Source organism: Bradyrhizobium sp. USDA 4516, assembly GCF_054055915.1.
The window spans coordinates 4,741,123-4,762,098 of the sequence record NZ_JBSRXT010000001.1; the positions used below are offsets into that span (position 1 = coordinate 4,741,123).

Consider the following 20,976-nt stretch of genomic DNA (forward strand, 5'->3'; position numbering starts at 1 on the left):
GCATTTTCTATCTGCAGCGATCGAGAGGCGCCTGCGGGTGCAAGAACCGTCGCGACCCGGGCGCTCCTTCGTTCGGCCGGCTATTTCGCGAAGCCGGACGCTGAGGCTGAGCGAGCAAACGGCGAAAGCGCTACGGCTGACGTTGACCCCAGCGAGATCACGCGACAGCTGCGGAAAATGCAAGCCAGGCTAGCCAGCGGCGAGAAGGGCGGCCGAAGCCGCGGAAGCGTTTTCGATTAGACCGGAGCCTCTCGCGTTGGGCGGCCCTCCTAGCGAGGCTCTGCGCAGGCAGCGTGGCGCTTTCGACCGAACTAGGTGGTCCGACGCAACATCCCCCGAACTTGCTTCTTCAGCGCCTTTAACTGGACGCGGCGTCGAGCGTGCAGTTGAACCTTTTGCCTTTCCATGGCGACGCGTTCAATCGCTGTCAGCGTCGGCGGTTCCGCTGTCCGGGCTTTCTCGGCCAGCAACTGGACCATGTCCGCTTCGTCGCAAAGGGTGAGTGAGGTACGGAATTGCGCCGCACAAACACCATCTGCGAATCTTCGCGATCGATAAGAGCAAGTCGGAGGTCCTAACGTTGACCACGTTGCCGTTGGTTGAAGAGTACACCGACAATGTGTGGTGGCTGCTCGCTCCGTTTTCGTGCTCAATTTCAGAATGTCGTCACTGATTTTCCACAACGCTTGTTGCAACGGCTTCTTCTGGTTCAGAAGAAGGTCCAATTGAGCGCCGAGATACGAAAGGCGGCGTTCGTCTGCATCCCATTTTTTCTTCGAGGGCTGCCGCAGCGCTGAGCCCTTCTCGAGAATTGTCGGCGCTCATTAGAATTGAGTGATATTCGGAAAGATTGTCCCGGAGAGATTGAAGCCACGTTAGCCGCACGCTCGCTAAGGCTCGGTTCCCAGCGCTAGTTGCTGTCGTTCTCGCCGCGTCGGCTGATATTCTTGCGGCGGCGGCCTGTTGAGAAGCAATGTCGGCCTGCCTCGAGCCGATCAAATACGACGCAAGACGCCGCTCACGAGAGCGAAGACGGCAGCAATGAGCGCCGCTGCGGGCCGCTGGCGTGACTAGGATCCTCTGCAGCGATCCGAAATGGTAGCTTTCTCTCCGAGCACTCCCCGTCGTGGTCGTGCAGCACTTGGTCGGCCGCAGCCGAGGTCGGCAGGGAGTTATGGGACAGTGCGGCGCGGACCCCCTGGTGCAGTCCGCCTCTAACGCGTGAGCGGACGGGGGCCTTGGGGTAGCCCAAAGGCGCAGAAAAGGAGCATTGACCGTCGTTTGCGTGATCTGGGACACTTGCGGCGCAGCGGGGAACCGGCTAAGGCGTACGGAGTTGCCGTACGCGATTTATTTTTGTCAGGGTGTTGTATTTTTAAGACACCGGGTAAATATCTGTTAACGGATTTAGCGGCACCCTGTTGGAACTCAACTCAGGATGGTACCCAGCCAGCTCTGGGAGGGATCGATGGTCGAATTCGCCTTAATCGCAGGATTGCTCGGCGTGACAGGCGGCGCCCTTGTGACCGGATTTTTCGGTTCGCGATACATTGACCAAAAGCTCCGATACCAGCAGACCATTGTCCGCACGGATCAGCCAGTGATCCTTCCGCCGGATCATCCGGCGATCACATGGGAGTCTGTGCGAAACTCATAGAGTTTTCGCTTGGCTCCGTTTTGGTTACCTGATCGCGACAGCCTCAAATCGACAGCTTCGGATGTCCTGAAGGACGGCCGTAAGAAGGCGGTACTCTATGTTTTCGGAGTGCTGCTGGCGCCGTATATCTTGGGCTTGTTCCAGAAATGGTACAACCTCGACCACACGCCGGACTGGACGGAGGTGGCGCCGCTGCTGTGGTCGTCGCTGAAGAACTATCCGTTTTTCATCCACGACATGCTGCGCCAGGCCACGAGCTTCGCGCTGCTCAATCCCGCTTACGCATTGCTGCTGGCGTTCCTGGTGGCCGGCTTCGGCCTGCTCGTCTACCTGCTGGCGCACGCGCGGCGGCAACTGAATCGACAGAGCACGATTTTGCAGACCGCCGACATCAGCAACTCGCTGCTGTCGCAATCTGGCCTCAAAGCGCGCTATCCCCACGCCAAGACGACCGAGGATGGCGCGCCTTGGGGCGCGTTACGCGAGGAGGTATTGCACCCGAGCAACAAGTTCGTGCACATCCTTGGTGCGAACGGCATCGACACCTTCGGCCGCGCCGGTGCGCCGTTGCACGACACGCTGAAGGATTTTCGCGGCACAATCAGGGTCATTCTCTGTGATCCGAAAACCAACAAGCAAATGGTCGGCCGTGCCAAAGCGGTCGGGGTGAGTCCGACCGACTATGTCAAGGCGATCAACGCCTCGAAGCGGCGCCTCTCCGAACTTCGGAAAGCACAGCTGCCGGTCGAGGGCCGCTTCTACAATGGCCAGCCGAACTGGAAGCTGATCATGACCAGCACGGGCGTCTGGCTTCAATATTATCTGCCGGGCGGGCCGCATGTCGATGAAACGCCCGTATGGCTGATCTCGGTGACCCCAAACCCCGATGGCCTCTATCACCTGTTTCACATGGAATTCGAACGCATCTGGGACCGCTGCAAAGGCTCGCCGATGGGCCTCTAGGTCAGGCCCCTCCGTTTTCCTGTTCAAGATGTCCAGCGCTCTGTGCTGAACCTCGTCGATGTTGCCGGTACGGCAAAGCAGCTCGGCGGCCTCGCTGATCGTCCCGCCGCGCGCATGCACAGCTTCGAGGTCTTCTGTGTCGGCTGGTGTCCATGCATCACTTCGCCTCGATCAACCTGTTGATGCTGACCTTGATCCAGTCCTTCGTACGTCCGGAGCGGTAAGGGCGGCCGCGTCGCTTACTCACCATGCCTTCCGCGAGCTCGCCATCGCTGTGCGTCGTATCGCCGGCACCGCGGCGTAGCATCATCAATCGGGCGGCGGCTTCGGCCGCCGCTCGCATCTCGGACGTGAGGCCGATGGAGAACTCGGAGCGCTTAGCCCGGCCCACGTGAGGCATCTACGGCTCACAGGAAAGCTCTGGTATTACGATTGAAGAGGCGAAGGCTCTCGGCCGAGCCGCCTACCGCCTTGCGCGCGCGATGCGAAGATCGAAGGCTACATCGACACCGACGACGGCCGGAAGCTGCTCCGCGAGTGGGAGCGGCAGCTCGCATCTTGAAAGCCCGCCCCCGTTCAAGCCCAAAATAGACTGCGCTAGCCTACTAGCATCATGATCTGCGGCCGAAGTTCTCTCAGCAGCTCTTCGGCCGTAAAGTCGTAAAGACCGCTGCTGTGGTTCAGGCCACCCAGATTGCCATATATCGTTCGCTTGATCGGATCGTGGTTCTCGCGGTGGATGCCCTTGACCGTCCCGAACGCGTATTTGTCGCCTGAATGCGGGGCCTTGATCAGGTCGAGGTTCGATGTGTGGAAGCCGAATCCCAGGAAGATCACCAAGGCGGCATCGCGGAGCGCGCCCTCTGCTGCAGCTTGATCATGGAGCGGTTTGCTCTCTGTGTACGTTCCGAGGCTGCTCAATCTGCGGAACGGATCGAAGAATGCGGTGGTCCCAAACCCGAACTCATTGCCGAAGTCGGGATCGAACTGGCCGATGGAACCGTAGGGCCGCAGCATATTGAGGTTTGCGACGATCGCCTCGGCGTCCCCGGCGGAGAGCGAGGTCCGCTCCTGCAAGGCCCAATAGAGGTACTGTTCGATCAGCCGATCGTAGTTGAAATTGATGAAGGTCACATTGTTGAAGGCAGCCGCCATTTCCTCGCGCCGCACGCGCGCCACAAGCTGGGAAAAGAACTGCGGCAACCAACCGATTTGCGGCAGCTGAAGAATGCGGCCGGTATTCCGGTCAATTTGCAGTGTGCACTCCCGCTCGGCCATCAGAATGTGGTGAAGGATCGCAACCTTCCCGATCTCGACAGCCTTTGGGAACGAGCTGACGAAATGAATCGCTTCATCGACCGACACGAACGAAGGAATCGCTCGCGCTAGCATCGTCGCGGCCACGAGATATTCGTTCACCTCTTCTGTCGTTCCGCCGACGTGACGACGAATGTGATCGAGCAGATCGCGATCGCCGGAGAGCATCGTTCCGCGCTGAAATTTGAAATCCAATGACGAGGAGATGGCTCTCGCCAGCTCACTGCCCAACGGCATGTTGTATTCGTAGCTGGCGCCGGCGCCGATAACGAGAACAACCTTCTTCGTGAACATATGGGTTTCCCTTGGTCAATCACTTGGCTTCGTCCGAGCAATAGGACGGCGTCTTATCCGCGTGAATGCAAGCCCGGTAAAGCCAGGGCGCGACGAAAGATCCGGCCCACATGCCGCGGCCGGCGCGCTGCACCTCGCGCTGCGCGTCATCATAAGAGCCGCCAGAGTATTTCGGCCAATCGAGCGCGCGACCGTTGGCGACCAGCCAGTGTGCGATGTCCGGCTCCGGGTTGTCGATTTTGCACACAGCGACGATGCGGCCGTACTGGTCATGGTCTTTCGGCGTGCAAATGACCGGCCGCTGGATACGACCAGGGCGGGTAGCCTTCTCGCCGCAGCGATAGAGATTGCTATCATCGTTGCGGCACAGCTGATCGCACTCCGGCGCATCGATGCCCACAGCCGGATCTTCGTGCCGTTGATCTCGATCGTGTCGCCGTCGACCACGCGGGCGCGTCCGATGATGTCCTCTGCGAGTGATGGGGCGGCGGAGAGCAGCACCAACGCAGCCACGACGGCAAGCCGCAGTAGCATAAATCGGAAAATTCCTGGCCCCATCAGTTTGCGTATTCTCGATTGACTGGAAGCGCTCGACCCCGGGAACGAAGACCATCAAAAAATCGTCGTGATCAGGATCGATGCAGGTCTCGAAAACCTGCACCACCTCCCAGTGGTCGGATGGCACCACTTCAGCGGCGTCTCTCGTCCCGTGATTTGCAATGCGCCATTTCGCCCAATAGTGACCTTCCATCTTAGGTGCATCAGTCATGTAACTTCCTTCCCGCTTCGCCAGATCGCGCCGAGCATATCCCCGGTCGCGCTCGTCATGGCCCCACTGCTCGGGCCTAGATGAGCGGCGATACCGCAACTTTTTCCGTCAAAAACCTGTCACAAGTGTCAGGGCCCGAAAACGCTAGTTGCGATCTGCTTGTCTCCGGCGAACAGGCGTGGGTCCGGCTTGCGCCGAGCGGCTCAATGTCAAGCCCGCCTAATGATCTGGTCGTTATCGAGAATCTGAAACGTGTCGTCGATCCAATTCAAATGTCGGCCATCTGAGAGCCGAGCGTCTTTGGTCCCTCCAACTCGAGCGCCAGGACCGCTGAGTGGATTGAATTCGGTCATCTTCTGGTAGATGTGCACTGTGTATATCGCGCCATCGCTGCCTCTCGCCTGAAACTTTTCGACAAGTTGCTTCATGCAGTAACGCCTGTCTTGGCTCGTGCCCCTCAGGTTAGCAGGACCGAGGCCAGCATGTTAAGTCACTGGCATGACAGACAAGCCAGATACCGCTCCTGAGATCGAGGCGAATCGCGCAGTTGCCGAAGATGTCGTCGGACGGGCCCGGTGCGGCGATGAGCAGCGCGGCCGCGGCGCAGGCCTTCGCGATTTGACCCCTTTAACACTACCGCCGCCGGCGCCTTCGAACTGGTGAACGCGATCTTGAAGGGCGGGTCGATCGAGGAAGGAAGTGCAGAGGGAAGGGATCATCCTCGTCGACCAAATAATTTCCATCGCAACTGGGATCGACGCACTGCCAGCGCAATTTGCCTGCATGTTCTCCTGTCGACGAGATTACGGCCTTCATTGCATTTCGCATTTATAGCAACGTTTCCCCGTAACCGTCTTTTGCGGCGTTTCTGCCATCCCTTCAGCCTGGAGCATCTGCTGGGCCTGCAGCTCGTTCAATTCGCGGCGACGCTCTTCGAGTTTGGCTCGCGCGGTTTCCCGTCTGATCCGCTCTTCCTCTTCCTCTCGTCTTCGACGCGGACTGTTCGCGTCGGCCGCGAACCATGCTGCGAAGCCGATGCCCACGCTCAAGAGAAACCACAGCGATGATGCCCCTCGCGCTACGCCGCCGTGATAAGAGCAAGCTTCTCGCGACCCGATCGATGGTGAATGCCATCCGTCTCTGCAGGTGATCGGCCCTCTGAAGATGCCGGCTAGAACGAAAAAAGCGATGGCGGTGGCAACGCGAATTGACTTCGACCAATCGAGGAGTGCCATTGCTTTTATCTGTCTTCCGGCCACCAAGTTGTCGGCGGATCGCCGGTCGAGATCTCGGTATAGTGCAGCGCCACCAGGTGACTGCGCTTGAATGGATAGCCGCGCACTGCGGAGCAATCTTTGCAGCGCATGTAACGCTCGAGCTCATGGATTGGCGTCGTCGTGGCACGCCGGACGATATCAAGCGCGACCGTCTGGCGCGTCTCGCAGCCGAGGCACTTCACTTCGAGATAGCGGTAGCCGGCGTTCAGCGCGCCGCCTAGGGACGGCGACGGCTGCGCCGGCCCTTGGAAGCCGGGCATGCGCGCGTTCCACGCCTGGCACGCGAGCCCGTCGGCGTCCTTCCACGCTTCCGCGGCGCGCTCGGTCAGCACGCGAACGGTGCTGCCGAAGAGGTGTTCCCGGGATTTGGTGGTCATGGCAGCAGAAAAGCAATTCGACCAACCCTGCGCAAATCATCAATCCCTTGGGGATCAGCTCCTCCGCCATCTACCGCACGTGGTGGGTGTGGATATGATCGCGGAGGCACCGGCGCGCTCATGCGTCGTCGACGGCCGGGGAAACTCACACTCGAACCGAGATCTTTCCAAATGGGCCGCACAACTCCGGCAGAATACTATGAGCACTTCGTCCTCCCAAACTTTGAGGATTATCTCGATCGCAGTGGTGACATTAGACGAGGCTTCAACGCTTGCGTCGCGGCTTCTCAGCTCGCCGACATCGTAATCGCATACTATCGACGCGAGGATCCTGCAAAGATCGTCCAGTGGTGGACAGAAGGGGCACCTGAGGCGAGAGGGGTGCGAGCACTGCGAATTGATCTCTGCGGGCGTGATCGTCATTTCAATACGATCCGGAGTGCGGCAACCGCCTACAAGCACCTTCACGCCAGAGGGGCGCATTACGAAATCAACACAGCCGGTTCACTGGACAGCGTAGAGATCAGGACCATCGGGTCTCTGGATGTCGCTTGGTCCGCGCCGGTCTTGGACGTTATCGTTCGGCGGCTCGATGGTACAAGCGTATCGCTCACAGCCGCGCTGAAATCTGTCGTCTTGGAATTGTGGCCTTCCGTACTTCCAAAGCCCGAGTGGCAGACCAGCTGATGCCGAGTTCGATTAGAATTGGGCGGAACCGACACAGGCGATGGCGTTGTCACAAACATCGCGAGACGATGCGATCAAAACTCGCGCCGGACGATCTTGCGCGCGACTTCATGCAGATCGGATAGAGGTCAGGACCAACTGCCTTCGTCTCCAGAGTCAATCTCGTGACTGTGCTTTGTCGCTAATTTGAGGAGGCGTTCCATATCGCTGCGTGGGTAACGCATCGTCATACCCGTTTGATTGGCAGCCATGTCGATCAGGTGCCGAGCTCGTAGCGACAGTAGGGCCAAAAAGCTCAGCATCTGTTGATCTACATCTCCGCTATCGAGATGATCGTATGCCTTGCTCAGGTATGTTTTTGCTCGCGCAAGGGTCATTTCCAGCTTGATTGCACGCTGAGTGATCGCTGGCCCCAGCCTAGAAGCGTGCGTATGCACCGCAGGATCAAACGTAAGATCCGCAAGGTTTTCGTCCCGACCTTCCTGTCTCTGCGAGGAAATCGACAGGGAGAGGTTCGACTTCATCGTGTCGCAGTTCGTCGCGAAGTTTGACAGTATCGGTATTAGGGCAGCGGCTGCTGCTCGCTCGTCGTCCTGCGTCTTTCTAGCAAATTGTTTCCGGTACTCGGTGCTTCCCCATCGCGCCGAAAGGAATGAGGCCGCGATGGTCAGGAGGAACGCAAGGATCTGAGGAGCCGTGATTCCGTAGAAGCCTACGTCGGCCGCACTGAGGTACTCATCGTATTGTGCTCTTCCAGAAATAATCGCGTTGCTCAGCCGAGTGCTTTGGACCAATCGATATTGGCATAGCCGGCGGCCTGCAATTCCATTTTCCAAGCACCTCGGTCATCCATGTCGGTATACCCGATACCGGCGAAGTCGGAGGGCATTTCGATGTCACCCCTCCTCAGGGCGCACACACGATCACGGCCAAGGCGAGCCGCGAACCAAAACAACTCGCCGACAACGTTCTGCCGCGCGCGGGGACGCAGGTTCTCCGCGTCAAGGCCGCCGACGTCATCTGGTGTCATTACGATCACCGCGAACCCAGCATTCCCACCGTGCGCCTCAAACTTCTCGATGATGGTGCGCCTTTGATTAGGCTGCTCGTGGAGGATCACTGCTTTGAGACCCGCGCGCTCGATCAGCCGGGCAACTTCGACTTTGGCGGGGCTGTCCCGGCCGTGAACGACGAACACATCATCACTCGGCGACGTACGCCGCACCCCGCCGGGAGACGTTTCGCCTGTTTCGTTGAGGCGATCAGCCAGATCCTCTTCCAGCGATTTGACGGCTTGCCTTAGGAGAGCGAGCGAGTTTGCCTTGCCTTCTCTCAACCATGCATGGATCTTGTCCAGAGGGTCCGCGCCACCGCCTATCACCAGGCTGCCGTGATCGAGCTGTGCCGCTGCGGCGTACCGATGGTATTGAGGGCTGTCGCAAAGGTTTTGCTGAGTGTATCGTCTATCGCAACCCCGAGCGTTCTCGTTTCCGGTGCCCAGCGTTCTTGAACTGAAGCAGGTTCGAAATTTTCGATTTCTGCGATGCCTCGCTGAATGCGCTCGATGTTTTGACGGAGTTGAGCGGGAGAAAGCCGGTGAAGTTTGTCGGGCGTCGGTTGCTTGGACATCATATCTCGCATTGCGGCTAGGCAATCAGGTCTGCCCAGTGATCGCTAACAAATTGAGCGAATCGGAGCAAACGGCTGAGCGCCTCGTGTGCTTCGATTTCAGATATGCTGGACGCCACGCCGTGAGCGGCATCATCTCGCCAGTACGACAACAGGCCAGTTGCAGCAGTGAACGGGCCAGCAAGTTCCGCCCTTGCGCCGCCGATGACTTGGTTCGTTGTGAGGCGCCGTCCTTGCGCAGAGCGATATGTTCGAAGGGTCGCTGACTCGTCGTTGCTCTTCGCGATCGCGACGGCCAACAGGATTGACTCCGCTGCGGCACCACACATTGCACAGCACGCAAGATTCAGACCTAACGCGTGGCACTGAGACGCTTCGCTTGCTCTCTGAAGAAATCCCTGGCCGAGCCTTCCTGCAAGCGTACGGAATGCATGCGCTAGGCGGGTGGGTTCGAGGACAATCAGACCGTCGCCGGCGTCGTTGAGCCATTCTCGACCCCTCGAGGTGAGGCTGTAACCATCACCGGAGCCTTCAATTTGCCCGCCGAACTCGCGCACGCTTGGCCGCAACAGCCCGCGACGGGCGAGCTCCCAAGCTGCTTCGTAGAAAAAGGACGACAGCTGACGCAGTCGAGCTCCGCTGTAAATCGTCGAGAGATGATCTGTCGATCGTTCAACTTCCACTATGTAAGCAGTCACAACGTTCGGCAAAAATAGGTCATAGCCGAATGTAGGATAGCCATTGCTCGGGCGCGGCCGTTGCAAGTAGTTGACCAAAAAAGCGGTGGCATCCTCAACGGTCGGCAATGTCTCCTCCGCGTCGGGTCGTCTGCGGTCGAAGCGTTCGATTGCAAGTAGAGCTTCGTGTCCTGCGCACCATACGTTGATCGAATCCGAGAGCGGTATCTTTCAACGAAAGCGTGACCGAAGTTGTAGCTTGCGCTGTGTGGGATAGCAGTGTGGGACGGGCGCTAAAACGGAGCTAAATAACTGATCTTGCTGGCGCACCCGACACGATTCGAACGTGTGACCTTTGCCTTCGGAGGGCAAGGTTGTCTCCGAGGCTGCCGCCTGAAACAGTAATCTGAGATGACCCATGTCCCCGATTTGACCAAAGACTCCGCCTGCTTGAAGGGGCCGCCCTTGAACTAGGAGTGGACGCCGACTGCCCCGTGAGGGGCGCCAGTATGAGAAACGTCAGATCCCGCTTTCACAATGCCAACCTTTCCCAGCTTTTGAGCTGGCAAGGCCGCAACGTGTTGTGCCCAGTGCTGAAGCGCCTCGCGCATCTCGGCCGCGTACCGCGCGGTTATATACACCAGCTACGCCAGCCCGGTGGCCGCTGACGTGGTTTAGGATCGCCTCCACTATGTGTGGCAACACGCCAAGCCGGCCGGCCATCACCGTGGACGCCGATCGGCGAAGATCATTGCAGCGCAGGTAAGGCGAGGCTCGGCGGGCTTATTATTTGATATAACTACAATTTTCGTACGAGCGGCGGGAATGGCGTAGCACCGGCGGAGCTCGTTTTATGTCTGCATCGACGATGCGTCGCGGATCGCATTCAGCCAGGTCATGAAGAACGAGCGAAAGGGCTGTGCCGTTGCTTTCCTCAAGGCGGCCGTAGCCTACTACGTGAGCCTAGGTGTGAAGGTCGAGCGCGTCATGCCGACAATGGCGCGTGCTACAAATCCTTCGCCTTCCTAAGGGCGTGTAAGCGCCTCGGCCTCAAGCACATCCGCACCAAGCCCTATATGCCCAAAACCAATGGCAAGGCCGAACGCTTCATTCAAACCAGCCTACGAGAATGGGCCTGCGCGCAGGCCTACAACACCTCAACAGAAAGAGCAGCCGAGCTGCCACGATGGCTTCACCGCTGCAACTGGCATCGTCGAAGCGGTGTCGCAAGTCGATCACATCACTATCCTGAGGTCGGACCCGCCACAACGTTAGCGGTATGCCGTGTCCCGGGCGCTGCAGTCCGAATCGTACCGTTATGATGTAATTGGGGCGCGCCGGCTGAACACGCGCACACGTTGGTCCGTCACGTACCGATCCTGGCACGCCGATAGCGATACCATCTGCCAATACACAGCCGCGCTCAGTTTTTTGAGAACTTCTTTTTGCATTTCAGCAGGCCTATGCGCAAATATCTCGCAGCAACGATTATCTTTGCCGCTCTCGGTTACATCGGCGTAGCCAGAGTTATACATGCGGAAGTCCGCGGGCGGCTTGAGTGCAACATAATCGGCCCCGTATCGCCAGAATCCGTAGGCGACCGAAATGGGCACGCGCTCCAGACGAATCAGTATGTTTGTTTCGGAGTCGAAGGGTTGCTGAATGGATCAACCTTCCCGATGATCGCGTGCTTACAAAGCCTAACCTAGTCGGGCGTACAATGGTTTGGCCCTCGATCCAGTGGAGTTCCGGCGCAGGAATTTCATCAAGCCCGAGCAGTTTCCCTATTTCATCCGCACTGGCAATCTCTATGACAGTGGCAACTATCCCGCCGTGCTCGATAGTGCGCTGCAGATGCTCGGCTACGATAGCTGGCGCAAAAAGCAGGAAGAGGCTCGCAAGGAGGGGCGGTACATTGGAATCGGACTTGCTACCTGCCAGGAGCGCTCGGTTTTTTCGGCAACTGAATTCTGGATGCTGAACCACGAAGCCGGTTTTGCGCTAACTTCATCGCCCGAGGGTGTGAAGATCAAGATCGATCCGACCGGCAATGCCGTGATTACTCTTCAGGCGTCCTTCTGGGGCAACAGTCCGGAAACCATGGCGACCATGCTCTTGGCCGAGCATCTGACCATGGATCCTGCAAATATCTCGGTCACCTACGCCGATACCGATAGCGGCATAGCCGGCACTGGGCCGGGGGGAAGTCGCTTCACCGTGATGGTGGCCGGGGCAATCGTCTCCGCCTCTCAAGTGATCAGGAAGAAGCTTTTCCTCCATGCTGCGCATCTATTGGACGCCGACCCATCCGACATGGAATTGCTCGACGGAAAGGTCAGGGTCAAGGGGCGGCAAGGCATTGAAAAGTCCATCGCTGATCTTGCAATGATGGCGCATTTCTTCCGCCTCTCGTTTCCGGACACACCGGAATTCGACACAGGACTTGATGCTTCCTGCACCTACGATCATCCGCTGACAACCATGCCGTCGGAAGACCGGAAGGATCTGGGCATCTTCTATCCGATCATGGGCCAAATGTGTCACATGCCTGTCGTCGAGGTTGATGTTGAGACCGGCAAGGTCAAGTTTCTCGACTATGTCGCGGTGCATGACTGCGGCACGATCGTGAACCCGATGACACTCGCGGGCCATGTTCGGGGTGGTACGGCGCAGGGGATCGGTACAGCGATCTATGAAGAGTATAAATACGCCGACGATGGCCAGTTCCTGAACGCAAACTTCGCCGACTATATCTTGCCCAGTATCCACGAAGTGCCTGCGAATATCCGGGTTGGCCACGTGGTAACGCTATCCCCCTTTACCGAGTATGGGATCAAAGGCGGCGGCGAGGGTGGCAGGATGGGCGCCCCGCCCGCCATTGCCAGCGCAATCGAGGACGCATTGAAGCCATTCGGAGTTAAAGCGGAGTTCTTGCCGCTGACGCCGGCGAAGCTGCGTGGCCGTCAGTCGACGGTGAACCGGTAGCGTCTCAAGCGAAATCTCTACGCCTGACCCGGAGACCGAACGTAGGCGCAGGCTGGTGGTGCGGCGGCAAGCCGCTCGTGCCCGAGACGGCCGAGGCAAATCGCATCTTGCTAGCGCAACATACGTTCAGCAGCCTCGGCTTTGCCAGGGAGCTGGATGGTATCCTGCAGGACCTGCGTGAAGGCGGCGCCAGCGTGTCTTCGGCGACGCGCGATCGCAAGCTCCGCAGTGACAACTGCAGCGACGCGCCGGCCATGGAGCTGACGGTGGGCCAACCTGGTTATCGTTCCCGCCGACCGGCAACTCACCGAGGTTTACATTCCTCGCCGGACAAGGCTCACCTAGCGGGCTTGCACCTACACAAACAGTCTATGACTGCCCAATCAAGCTGGGTCACGGCTACGGCTTTGGCCCTTCCGAACGGTTGCGCTTTGCAATATCTCGCTTCGGGTGCCGCAAGACCACGCTCCTAAACGTTCTGGCCGGTCGCTGCTGCCCCGGTAGGGCGCCAAGAAGGGTCCGATCGGAAGGGCGGATCAGTCGAGCAGGGCCGATCGCTTCCGCGCTCACGAACACGAAAGCAATTTATTGCGGGCGCGGGCCGCCTGGATCGGCGTAAAAGCCGTCGCGAGGATCGTGCGAGGCAAATGTGCAACCAGTCGAAGTCGAGCTACGAAATGATTCCACGGTGCTGGCGCTGACCTGGCCGGATTGCGGCACGCGCCTGCTCAGTGCGGAAACGCTGCGCCGCGCCAGCCGTGCGGCCAGCGAAATCCGCCGTCAGGTCGACCGCATAGCGCTCATGATTGCGCCGGAACTTCATGTCGCGTCGATCGAGCCGACCGGCAATTACGCATTGCGGCTGTCATTCTCGGATGGGCACGATCGGGGCATCTACCCCTGGTCCTATCTGCGAGAGCTCGCCGAGCAGTAGACAGCCTGAGGTCGCGACATGGACGAGATCAGGGACGGATTGACGGAAGTTGTTTGCGACGTCCTGGTGATCGGCGGCGGGACGGCGGGGCCGATGGCGGCGTACAAGGCCAAGCGGAGGAATCCTGCGGCGCGCGTGATCTTATTGGAAAAGGCCAACGTCAAGCGCTCCGGGGCCATTGCGATGGGCATGGACGGCCTCAACAACGCGGTGGTGCCTGGCTACGCCACGCCCGAGCAATACACCAAGGAAATCACAATCGCCAACGACGGCATCTGCGACCAGGCGCCAGTCTACAAATACGCCTCACGCTGCTTCGATATCATCCAGGAGCTCGATCGCTTCGGCATCAAGTTCCAGAAGAACGAAAACGGCGAGTTCGACGTCAAGAAGGTGCATCACCTCGGCTCCTACGTGTTGCCGATGCCGAATGGAGATACCGTCAAGAAGGCGCTGTACCGGCAGTTGCGCCGCGAGAAGCTGCTGATCTCCAATCGCTACATGGCAACGCGTCTGCTGACGGGGCGCGACGGCGAGATTGCGGGCGCGATCGCGGTCTCAACGCGTAGCGCCGAATTCCTCGTGCTGCGCGCAAAGACCGTAATTCTCTGCGCCGGCGCAGCAGGACGGCTTGGCCTGCCGCAGTCCGGCTACCTCTGGGGCACATACGAGAACGCCGCCAATTCCGGCGACGGCTATGCGATGGCCTATCACGCCGGAGCGGGGCTCGCGAATCTCGAATGCTATCAGATCAATCCGCTGATCAAGGATTACAACGGACCCGCTTGTGCCTACGTGGCCGGCCCGTTCGGGGCTTACACTACCAATAGCGACGGCAACCGCTTTATCGAATGCGACTACTGGTCCGGCCAGATGATGCAGGAATTCTATGACGAGCTGCAATCGGGCAAGGGTCCCGTGTTCCTGAAGCTCAACCATCTGCATAGCGACACCATCGGCAAGATCGAGGGGATATTGCATCACGTCGAGCGGCCGTCGCGCGGGCGTTTCCACGAAAATCGCGGCACCGATTACCGCGAGCGCATGATCGAGATGCATATTTCCGAGATCGGTTTCTGCTCAGGCCACAGCGCATCCGGCGTCCATGTCGACGAGTTCGCGCGCACCACTGTGCCGGGCCTCTATGCTGCCGGCGATATGGCAAGTGTGCCGCACAACTATATGCTCGGCGCCTTTACCAATGGCGCGGTGGCCGGCGAGCACGCCGCCGAATTCGCGGCCAATGTCGATCTTCCCGACTATGACCCTGGCGATGTCGCGCGGGAGCGCGACCGTGTGCTGGCGCCGACGAAGCGGGAGGACGGCATTCCGCCGAACCAGCTCGAATACAAGACCCGACGCTTCGTGAACGACTATCTTCAGCCGCCAAAGGTCACAGCGAAGATGAGGCTCGGGCAGGCTCGATTTGCCGAAATCCGCGACGATATGGAAAATGCCATGGTGGCACGCGATGCGCACGAATTAATGCGCTCGCTGGAGGCCGCCTCGATTCTCGATTGCGCCGAGATGGCGGCGTTCGCCTCCCTGTTCCGCACCGAGAGCCGCTGGGGCCTCTACCACCACCGCGTCGACTATCCCGAGAAGAATGACGACGAATGGCTCTGCCACACCATCCTGCGCAAGCAGAATGGGTGCATGACCGCGGAGAAGCGAACGATCGCACCCTATATCGTCCCAATCGACGAATCCGAGCGTTCGGCTTACGACCGCCAGCGCATTCGCCAGCACGCGTAAAATATGGACTCCATATGCCGATTGCTCATACGCCTACAACCGTACCCGTCGTCGTCGATGAGGCCAAATGCATCGCCGACAAAGGCTGCACGGTTTGCGTCGACGTCTGTCCCCTCGATGTGCTCAGGATCAGCGATCTCACCGGAAAAGCCTACATGAAATATGACGAATGCTGGTACTGCATGCCCTGCGAGGCCGATTGTCCAACCGGTGCCGTGACCGTCAACATTCCCTATCTGTTGCGTTGACATGACCGCATTCGAGCCATTCGAGGCCTTTTGCGATCTCGATGAAATCGCGGAACGGCTGCAAAGCCCCGACCCATCGGTCCGCCGTCTTGCGGTAATTGAACTCGTGGAGACATCGACGGATGAAGCCGTGCCTTTGCTGGCGCGAGCGGCGCGTGACGACGATGCCGGGGTCAGGGTGCAGGCCGCTCGTGCGTTGGGAGATTTTGATGGCCTCGACGTGGCCAAGGCGCTGACTGGCATTCTTGTCGATACCGAGACTGGCGTCGCGCAGGCGGCTGCGGACAGTCTGGCGGAGCTCCGCGACCCCGGGACCAGCGTCATCCTGCTGCCATTGGTAACGCATTCGTCCAGCTTCGTACGGGCCGCGATCCTTCGCGCTTTGAAGGCGCTCCAGGTCAGCGCTTCACTCAAGCCGGCCATTGTCGCACTCAGTGACAATGAGCCTGCAGTGCGCGCGCAGGCGGTCGGAGTGGTCGGCTATCTCAAGCTGATCGAAGCACTCCCGTCGCTGATCCATGCGAGCAAGGATGAGAACCCTGATGTCAGGCTTGCCGCGGTCGATGCGCTATCCTTTGCACGGAACGAGGCCGCTGCCCAGGCCGCCGCCGCCGCGCTTTCGGACCGGGAATGGCAGGTGAGGGCAGTCGCCGCGGAGACAATCGGGCGGATCGGTCAGGCCTCCGCAGCAATGACGCTTACCGGAGCGTTGGACGACGGCTATTGGCAGGTTCGTCAGAAGGCTCTGCAAAGCCTGGGCAAACTCCGGGTTCGGGGAGCGGTGGGAGCCATCATTCGCTTCCTCGAAGACGAGTTGCCCTCGCTCCGTAAGGATGCCGCCGCCGCGCTTGGTGAAATCGCGGTTCCCTTCGCGCGTGATGCGCTGATCGCACGCGTGCGCGACGCTGATCCAGACGTCAGGAAGACCGTGAGTTGGGCGCTCCAACAGATCGAGGCGCGTGCTAATCCTCGAACAGGATCCTCTTGAGCAAATCGAGCCGCTTGATACGGATGACGTTTCCCTGGATGCTGATCATGTGCTTGGTCTGAAAACGCTTCAACATCATCGTGACCCATTGACGCGTAGAGCCGACCATTGCGGCGATCTGGTCATGCGTGACCTTGCGGTTGATCAGGACGGTGTTTCCATCCGCAACTCCGTAGAGTTCAGCGAGGTTCAAAAGATATTGCGCCAGCCGCTCGATGACGGAGCGCGTGCCCAGCATCTGCGCCATCGAGGAGTAGCACTTGCCCTTGGCGATCAGCCCGTCGATCATGGCCAGTGCGAAAGCAGGGATCTGCACAAGGAGCTTTTGCAATGTGAGGCGAGACAATGCGGCGATCTCGCAGTCCTCAACGGCCACGCCGGACCACATGTGCACACCGAAGCCTGAGATCTCTGGCCCTCCGATGAAATGTCCAGGCGTCCAATAGGCCAAAGTGATCTCCCGGCCGGAGGGGGCAGTGTAATAGACCCGAACCTGGCCGCGCCTGATGATGAAGATTCCGTCATGGTGTTCGCCCTGGCTGAACACCATCTCTCCTTGTGGGACAGATACGCTTCGGCCGGCAGCGAGCACCTGCGTCGTTTCGATGGCCGACAAGCGATCGAGGAAATGGGCGCCAACGTTAAGCCCCTCAATGCTCTCGCTCAGGAAGAGGGCGGAGTCGGCTGCGGCGATGCGACGATCAGACGTCGCGGCAGCTCGATGACTGGTAGGCCAGCCAAGCTGGACTGTGGCGCCAGCGCGCGCGATCAGGTCCTTGGTTTCGGCTTTGGATGCGTCTTTAAGTAGGGTCATTGCCATCGCTTCGCCTTGCGGTTCGCACCAAGCTAAGAGGCAGGCAAACCCAAAGTCCATCTCTTTGATTGACGCGGAATGCACTTAGCAAAGTGATGTCAAATGTGTGTTGGTGAGCGAACGATTCATTTTCTCATAGCTGCGCAGTGAGAAAATATTTGGCGGTTCCCATTCGCGCATTGCAACAGAATTGAGATGGACGGAGCAAAGTCGCAACGCAAGCAATTGCTTCGGCGTGCACGACGTCGGCTCAATAGTTGGTGTCGGATTTGCTGGAGGTCATCTTGCCAGCCATTGCCGGCCGTCAGCAATCGGAAGAGGGGCCAATGATCTCGTTCAAACTTGCCAGACTGACCGCCGCGGTCGCCTTGGTGGCGATTGGCGGCACGGGCATCTCGCATGCCGAAACCATTCGCGTTGCTGTCGGGACGCAGGATACGACGATCAATTGCGCAACCGGCGGCCTTCTGATCCGCCAGTTGAAGCTCTTGGAGAAATTCCTGCCACATGACGGAAAGTACAAAGACGTCACCTACGACATCCAGTGGAAGAACTTTACGAGCGGTGCGCCGCTGACCAATGAAATGGTGGCCGGAAAGCTTGATTTTGGAGCGATGGCGGACTTCCCGGGCTCGCTGAACGGGGGGCCTTCCGGAAAGTCGGCCGGCGCAGCGTCTTCATCAGCGTGTTGTCGGGCAGCACCAAAGGCAGCGGAAATGGCATCGTGGTGCCGTTAAATTCACCGGCAGAGTCGATTACGGATCTGAAGGGTAAGACGATCTCCGTTCCGTTCGCCTCGACGTCCCATGGAATGCTGCTCCGCGCTATCGAAGCTCAAGGATGGAATCCGGAAACCGACGTCAATATCATCTCCCAGGCGCCCGAGGTCGCCGGCCCCGCCTTGCAGGCGAGCAAGATCGAGGCGCATGCCGACTTTGTACCATTCGCGGAGCTGTTTCCGTGGCGTGGCTTTGCTCGCAAGATCTTTGACGGATCGCAAGCCGGGGTGCCGACGTTTCACGGCTCTTTGGTGGATGACGATTATGCGCAAAGGTATCCAGAGATCGTCACCGCCTATTTGCGGGCCGCGCTCGAAGCGGACCGCTTGATTGCAGAAGATCCCGAGAAATACAGCGAGTTGATCGAGAAGGTGACGGGCGTCGAGGCCGAGGTCGTTTACCTCTTCCATGGGCCGCTCGGGTTGCAGACGCGTGACCTCACTTGGAAGCCGGAATACTGGCAAGCGGTTGCGACGTCGATCGAGACGTTGAAGCACCTCAAGCGCACCGATAGTGATCTCCACGTCGACCAGTTCGTGACCGACAAATTCATCCGCGTCGCGTTTGCGCAATCCGGCCGCGACTATGAGACACAGCTCAAGGACTATGGCCAGCTTGCGCTCAAGGCGAAAGATGCGACAACGGGAGCCGATATCACAGACGTCAGCCGGGTGGCGCAGATCTGGGTCAGGGATGAGCCTCAGGTTCGTCACTACAGCTCGCCGGAGAGTGCCTTGAGGGCGGTGGCGGCGTTGGAGAAGGAGGGCAAGACGATCCGCGTGGTCTATGCCCAGGATCGCGAGAGCGGCATCAAGCTTTTCGCAAGCCAGGCCCGGTTCGTGCGCTCACCAGACGGAGAGCTCACCGCGTTCCTGCTCAAGGATCGCGCCGAGAAGTGGTCGACGCAGCATGGCGGACAAGTGCTTGACTACGCCGGCGCGCGCGATGCAGTCATAGCGAGCAGGTAATGGTCTCAAAACTCGGCAAGGATCGGTTCGCGCTGCGTTGGCTGGTACGTGGTTTTTCGATCGCAGTCTGCATTGCGTTTTGGCAGCTCGCTTCCGTGCTGCACGTGAATCTCGGCATCGCCACCTTCCGCAACGTGCCGCCGCCGACGGAGGTCGTGCAGTCGGCAATCGCCCTCGCGAAGTCGCCAAAACTCCTCGCGCATATCACGAGTAGCCTGTGGCGGGTGTTCGCGGGCTATGGAGCCGCGGTGGTATTCGGAATAGCCCTTGGCTTTGCGATCGGCCGCTCGCGTGCCGCCGGCGATCTCTTGCTGCCCCCGCTCGAACTGCTAAGGCCGATTCCGGCGGTCGCGTGGATACCGTTGTCAATTCTGATCTTCCCATCGTCCGAACTTTCGATGATTTTCATCACCTTCATCGGCGCACTGTTTCCGATCATCCTGAACACGGTGCACGGCGTCGCCAATATCAACCGCAGGCTGATTGCCTCCGCACGCAGCCTCGGAGGCCGCCCCGCGGCGATCCTGTGGGAAATCATTCTGCCGGGCGCTGCGCCCAGTATCGTCACAGGCCTTGCCATCGGTATGGGTACCTCCTGGTTCTGCCTCGTCACGGCAGAGATGATCTCTGGCCAGTTCGGGATCGGTTATTACACGTGGGAGGCTTATACGCTGCAGAACTATGCCGATATCATGGTCGGTATGCTGGTCATCGGTCTGCTCGGCATGGGCAGCAGCTGGCTGTTGACGGCACTGGGACAATATTTGATGCCCTGGCGCCGTGCGGAGGTCGCGCGATGAACCTTCGGGTGTCGAATATTGCAGCGCACACCGTGGGACGGATCGACGTCAGCCACCTCTCCATCTCTCTTGGAGAGGGCAGGGATGCGTTTGAGGCGGTTCGCGATCTCGACTTCACGATCGCCCCGGCTGAGCTGGTCTGCATGCTCGGTCCGTCCGGTTGCGGCAAATCGACCTTGCTCGGCGCGCTGGCTGGGCATTTGCAGGTAACACGAGGCCAGGTGATGGTGGACGATCAGGCGATCCTGGGTCCGAGCCCGGATCGAGGGATCGTTTTTCAGCAGCACACGCTGTTTCCCTGGAAACGGGTCCGCGACAACGTCGCCTTCGGGCTGAAGATGCGCGGTGTCGGTAAGGCTGAGCGGCGCCGTGCCGCGGACGACATCCTCAGACTGGTCGGTCTGGAGGGTTTCGAAGGCTTCTATCCATCGCGGCTCTCCGGTGGCATGCAGCAGCGGGTCGAGATCGCGCGGGTTCTCATCAATCAGCCGCGGGTTCTGTTGATGGACGAGCCGTTCGGCGCGCTCGATGCCCAAACACGCAGCCTGATGCAGGAGGTGCTGCTCGACATCAGGACCAAGATTCCGACGACGACGGTGTTCGTCACTCACGATATTGAGGAAGCGCTGTTCCTGGCCGATCGGATCATCGTCATGAGCGCGAGACCGGGACGGGTGATCGACGACATTCGCCTGCCATTTGGGCGGCCGCGGCAGAGCGAGCTCGTCACCGAGAGCGAGTTCGTGCGTCTGAAGCGACACGTGCTCGAGCTCCTGCGGCGCTCGGACAACACTGCATCGCTGCCCCGTCTAAGCTCGCTCGGAGGCTAGCTCGCCTCAGGACGGGAAAGCACAGGATCCGGCGCGGACGAACTCGGCGATGATCGCAGAAAACGTTACGGTCAATCCAACAACCAGAAGTCCTGTAAATCCCGGCGTCAGTCTGCCAGGTGCGGAGTATCGGTACAGCGTTGAACCGCTTAGTCGGTGTTGTGCATCGCTTGCGCAATCCGCATGCACATCGACTAAGCAGAAGACATACACAGCCGTGAAAGTTGT

The 20,976-nt window shown here is 59.3% G+C and carries 21 protein-coding genes and 2 pseudogenes; 12 read left to right on the top strand and 11 right to left on the bottom strand.

All coding sequences use genetic code 11. The annotated features are described in order from the left end of the window. Nucleotides 1-311 precede the first annotated feature (311 nt). Nucleotides 312-479, bottom strand: a complete 168-nt coding sequence (locus ACVI1L_RS22000; RefSeq protein WP_456783767.1) for a hypothetical protein — start codon at nucleotides 477-479, stop codon at nucleotides 312-314. A 989-nt stretch (nucleotides 480-1,468) separates the two neighbouring features. Between ACVI1L_RS22000 and ACVI1L_RS22005 the strand changes: the two genes are divergently transcribed. Both ACVI1L_RS22005 and ACVI1L_RS22010 read left to right on the top strand, forming a co-directional pair. Beyond that, a complete protein-coding gene (locus ACVI1L_RS22005; protein WP_456783768.1) occupies nucleotides 1,469-1,657 on the top strand; it encodes a hypothetical protein in 189 nt (62 codons plus the stop codon). A gap of 9 nt (nucleotides 1,658-1,666) precedes the next feature. Next, a complete protein-coding gene (locus tag ACVI1L_RS22010) occupies nucleotides 1,667-2,620 on the top strand; it encodes a hypothetical protein (RefSeq protein WP_456783769.1) in 954 nt (317 codons plus the stop codon). Between the two features lie 157 nt (nucleotides 2,621-2,777). Here the strand turns inward: ACVI1L_RS22010 and ACVI1L_RS22015 are convergent, their stop codons facing one another. From ACVI1L_RS22015 to ACVI1L_RS22025, 3 genes are all read right to left on the bottom strand, one after another. Beyond that, a complete protein-coding gene (locus ACVI1L_RS22015) occupies nucleotides 2,778-3,020 on the bottom strand; it encodes a hypothetical protein (protein ID WP_456783770.1) in 243 nt (80 codons plus the stop codon). A gap of 197 nt (nucleotides 3,021-3,217) precedes the next feature. After that, the gene (locus tag ACVI1L_RS22020) at nucleotides 3,218-4,231 is read right to left on the bottom strand and encodes a hypothetical protein (RefSeq protein ID WP_456783771.1); all 1,014 of its coding nucleotides are present in this window, start codon (nucleotides 4,229-4,231) and stop codon (nucleotides 3,218-3,220) included. Nucleotides 4,232-4,250: 19 nt separating this feature from the next. After that, nucleotides 4,251-5,000 carry a thermonuclease family protein gene (locus tag ACVI1L_RS22025; RefSeq protein WP_456783772.1) on the bottom strand — a complete coding sequence of 250 codons (750 nt, stop codon included), beginning with the start codon at nucleotides 4,998-5,000 and terminating at the stop codon, nucleotides 4,251-4,253. A gap of 80 nt (nucleotides 5,001-5,080) precedes the next feature. Between ACVI1L_RS22025 and ACVI1L_RS22030 the strand changes: the two genes are divergently transcribed. After that, nucleotides 5,081-5,287, top strand: coding sequence for a hypothetical protein (locus ACVI1L_RS22030; protein WP_456783773.1), 207 nt, complete (start codon nucleotides 5,081-5,083; stop codon nucleotides 5,285-5,287). Between the two features lie 525 nt (nucleotides 5,288-5,812). Here ACVI1L_RS22030 and ACVI1L_RS22035 read toward each other — a convergent pair. The 6 genes from ACVI1L_RS22035 to ACVI1L_RS22060 form a co-directional block, all read right to left on the bottom strand. Further along, nucleotides 5,813-6,235, bottom strand: coding sequence for a hypothetical protein (locus ACVI1L_RS22035; protein WP_456783774.1), 423 nt, complete (start codon nucleotides 6,233-6,235; stop codon nucleotides 5,813-5,815). Between the two features lie 5 nt (nucleotides 6,236-6,240). Further along, nucleotides 6,241-6,654 (bottom strand): hypothetical protein, encoded by a 414-nt coding sequence (locus tag ACVI1L_RS22040; RefSeq protein ID WP_456783775.1) that lies wholly within the window; start codon nucleotides 6,652-6,654, stop codon nucleotides 6,241-6,243. A gap of 815 nt (nucleotides 6,655-7,469) precedes the next feature. Continuing rightward, nucleotides 7,470-8,177, bottom strand: coding sequence for a hypothetical protein (locus ACVI1L_RS22045; RefSeq protein ID WP_456783776.1), 708 nt, complete (start codon nucleotides 8,175-8,177; stop codon nucleotides 7,470-7,472). After that, entirely contained in the window at nucleotides 8,114-8,677 is a 564-nt protein-coding gene (locus tag ACVI1L_RS22050; RefSeq protein ID WP_456783777.1) for a TIR domain-containing protein, read from the bottom strand. The genes ACVI1L_RS22045 and ACVI1L_RS22050 overlap by 64 nt, the downstream gene beginning before the upstream one ends. Before the next feature lie 41 nt (nucleotides 8,678-8,718). Beyond that, nucleotides 8,719-8,970, bottom strand: a complete 252-nt coding sequence (locus ACVI1L_RS22055) for a hypothetical protein (protein WP_456783778.1) — start codon at nucleotides 8,968-8,970, stop codon at nucleotides 8,719-8,721. A 17-nt stretch (nucleotides 8,971-8,987) separates the two neighbouring features. After that, nucleotides 8,988-9,776: a hypothetical protein gene (locus tag ACVI1L_RS22060; RefSeq protein ID WP_456783780.1), complete on the bottom strand. Its 789-nt coding sequence runs from the start codon at nucleotides 9,774-9,776 to the stop codon at nucleotides 8,988-8,990. 723 nt (nucleotides 9,777-10,499) lie between these two features. Here ACVI1L_RS22060 and ACVI1L_RS22065 point away from each other — a divergent pair. From ACVI1L_RS22065 to ACVI1L_RS22090, 6 genes and pseudogenes are all read left to right on the top strand, one after another. Then, nucleotides 10,500-10,969 (top strand): annotated as a pseudogene (locus tag ACVI1L_RS22065) (integrase core domain-containing protein); the annotation flags it as partial. Between the two features lie 403 nt (nucleotides 10,970-11,372). Beyond that, complete coding sequence (locus ACVI1L_RS22070) at nucleotides 11,373-12,632, top strand: xanthine dehydrogenase family protein molybdopterin-binding subunit (RefSeq protein ID WP_456783781.1); 1,260 nt, start codon at nucleotides 11,373-11,375, stop codon at nucleotides 12,630-12,632. A 649-nt stretch (nucleotides 12,633-13,281) separates the two neighbouring features. Next, complete coding sequence (locus ACVI1L_RS22075; RefSeq protein WP_456783782.1) at nucleotides 13,282-13,566, top strand: gamma-butyrobetaine hydroxylase-like domain-containing protein; 285 nt, start codon at nucleotides 13,282-13,284, stop codon at nucleotides 13,564-13,566. A gap of 18 nt (nucleotides 13,567-13,584) precedes the next feature. Next, entirely contained in the window at nucleotides 13,585-15,321 is a 1,737-nt protein-coding gene (locus tag ACVI1L_RS22080; protein WP_456783783.1) for a fumarate reductase/succinate dehydrogenase flavoprotein subunit, read from the top strand. Nucleotides 15,322-15,335: 14 nt separating this feature from the next. After that, the gene (locus ACVI1L_RS22085) at nucleotides 15,336-15,569 is read left to right on the top strand and encodes a 4Fe-4S dicluster domain-containing protein (RefSeq protein WP_057838199.1); all 234 of its coding nucleotides are present in this window, start codon (nucleotides 15,336-15,338) and stop codon (nucleotides 15,567-15,569) included. 1 nt (nucleotide 15,570) lies between these two features. Beyond that, nucleotides 15,571-16,557: a HEAT repeat domain-containing protein gene (locus ACVI1L_RS22090; protein WP_456783784.1), complete on the top strand. Its 987-nt coding sequence runs from the start codon at nucleotides 15,571-15,573 to the stop codon at nucleotides 16,555-16,557. Here the strand turns inward: ACVI1L_RS22090 and ACVI1L_RS22095 are convergent. Next, entirely contained in the window at nucleotides 16,532-17,377 is an 846-nt protein-coding gene (locus ACVI1L_RS22095; RefSeq protein ID WP_456783785.1) for a Crp/Fnr family transcriptional regulator, read from the bottom strand. The two genes, ACVI1L_RS22090 and ACVI1L_RS22095, sit on opposite strands and share 26 nt — an antisense overlap. Nucleotides 17,378-17,697: 320 nt before the next feature. Between ACVI1L_RS22095 and ACVI1L_RS22100 the strand changes: the two are divergent. The 3 genes and pseudogenes from ACVI1L_RS22100 to ACVI1L_RS22110 all read left to right on the top strand — a co-directional run bounded on the left by ACVI1L_RS22100 (nucleotide 17,698) and on the right by ACVI1L_RS22110 (nucleotide 20,748). Continuing rightward, nucleotides 17,698-19,118, top strand: a pseudogene (locus ACVI1L_RS22100) (ABC transporter substrate-binding protein). After that, nucleotides 19,118-19,918 (top strand): ABC transporter permease, encoded by an 801-nt coding sequence (locus ACVI1L_RS22105; RefSeq protein ID WP_456783786.1) that lies wholly within the window; start codon nucleotides 19,118-19,120, stop codon nucleotides 19,916-19,918. The pseudogene ACVI1L_RS22100 and the gene ACVI1L_RS22105 overlap by 1 nt, the downstream one beginning before the upstream one ends. After that, nucleotides 19,915-20,748 (top strand): ABC transporter ATP-binding protein, encoded by an 834-nt coding sequence (locus ACVI1L_RS22110; RefSeq protein WP_456783787.1) that lies wholly within the window; start codon nucleotides 19,915-19,917, stop codon nucleotides 20,746-20,748. The genes ACVI1L_RS22105 and ACVI1L_RS22110 overlap by 4 nt, the downstream gene beginning before the upstream one ends. Nucleotides 20,749-20,976 lie beyond the last annotated feature (228 nt).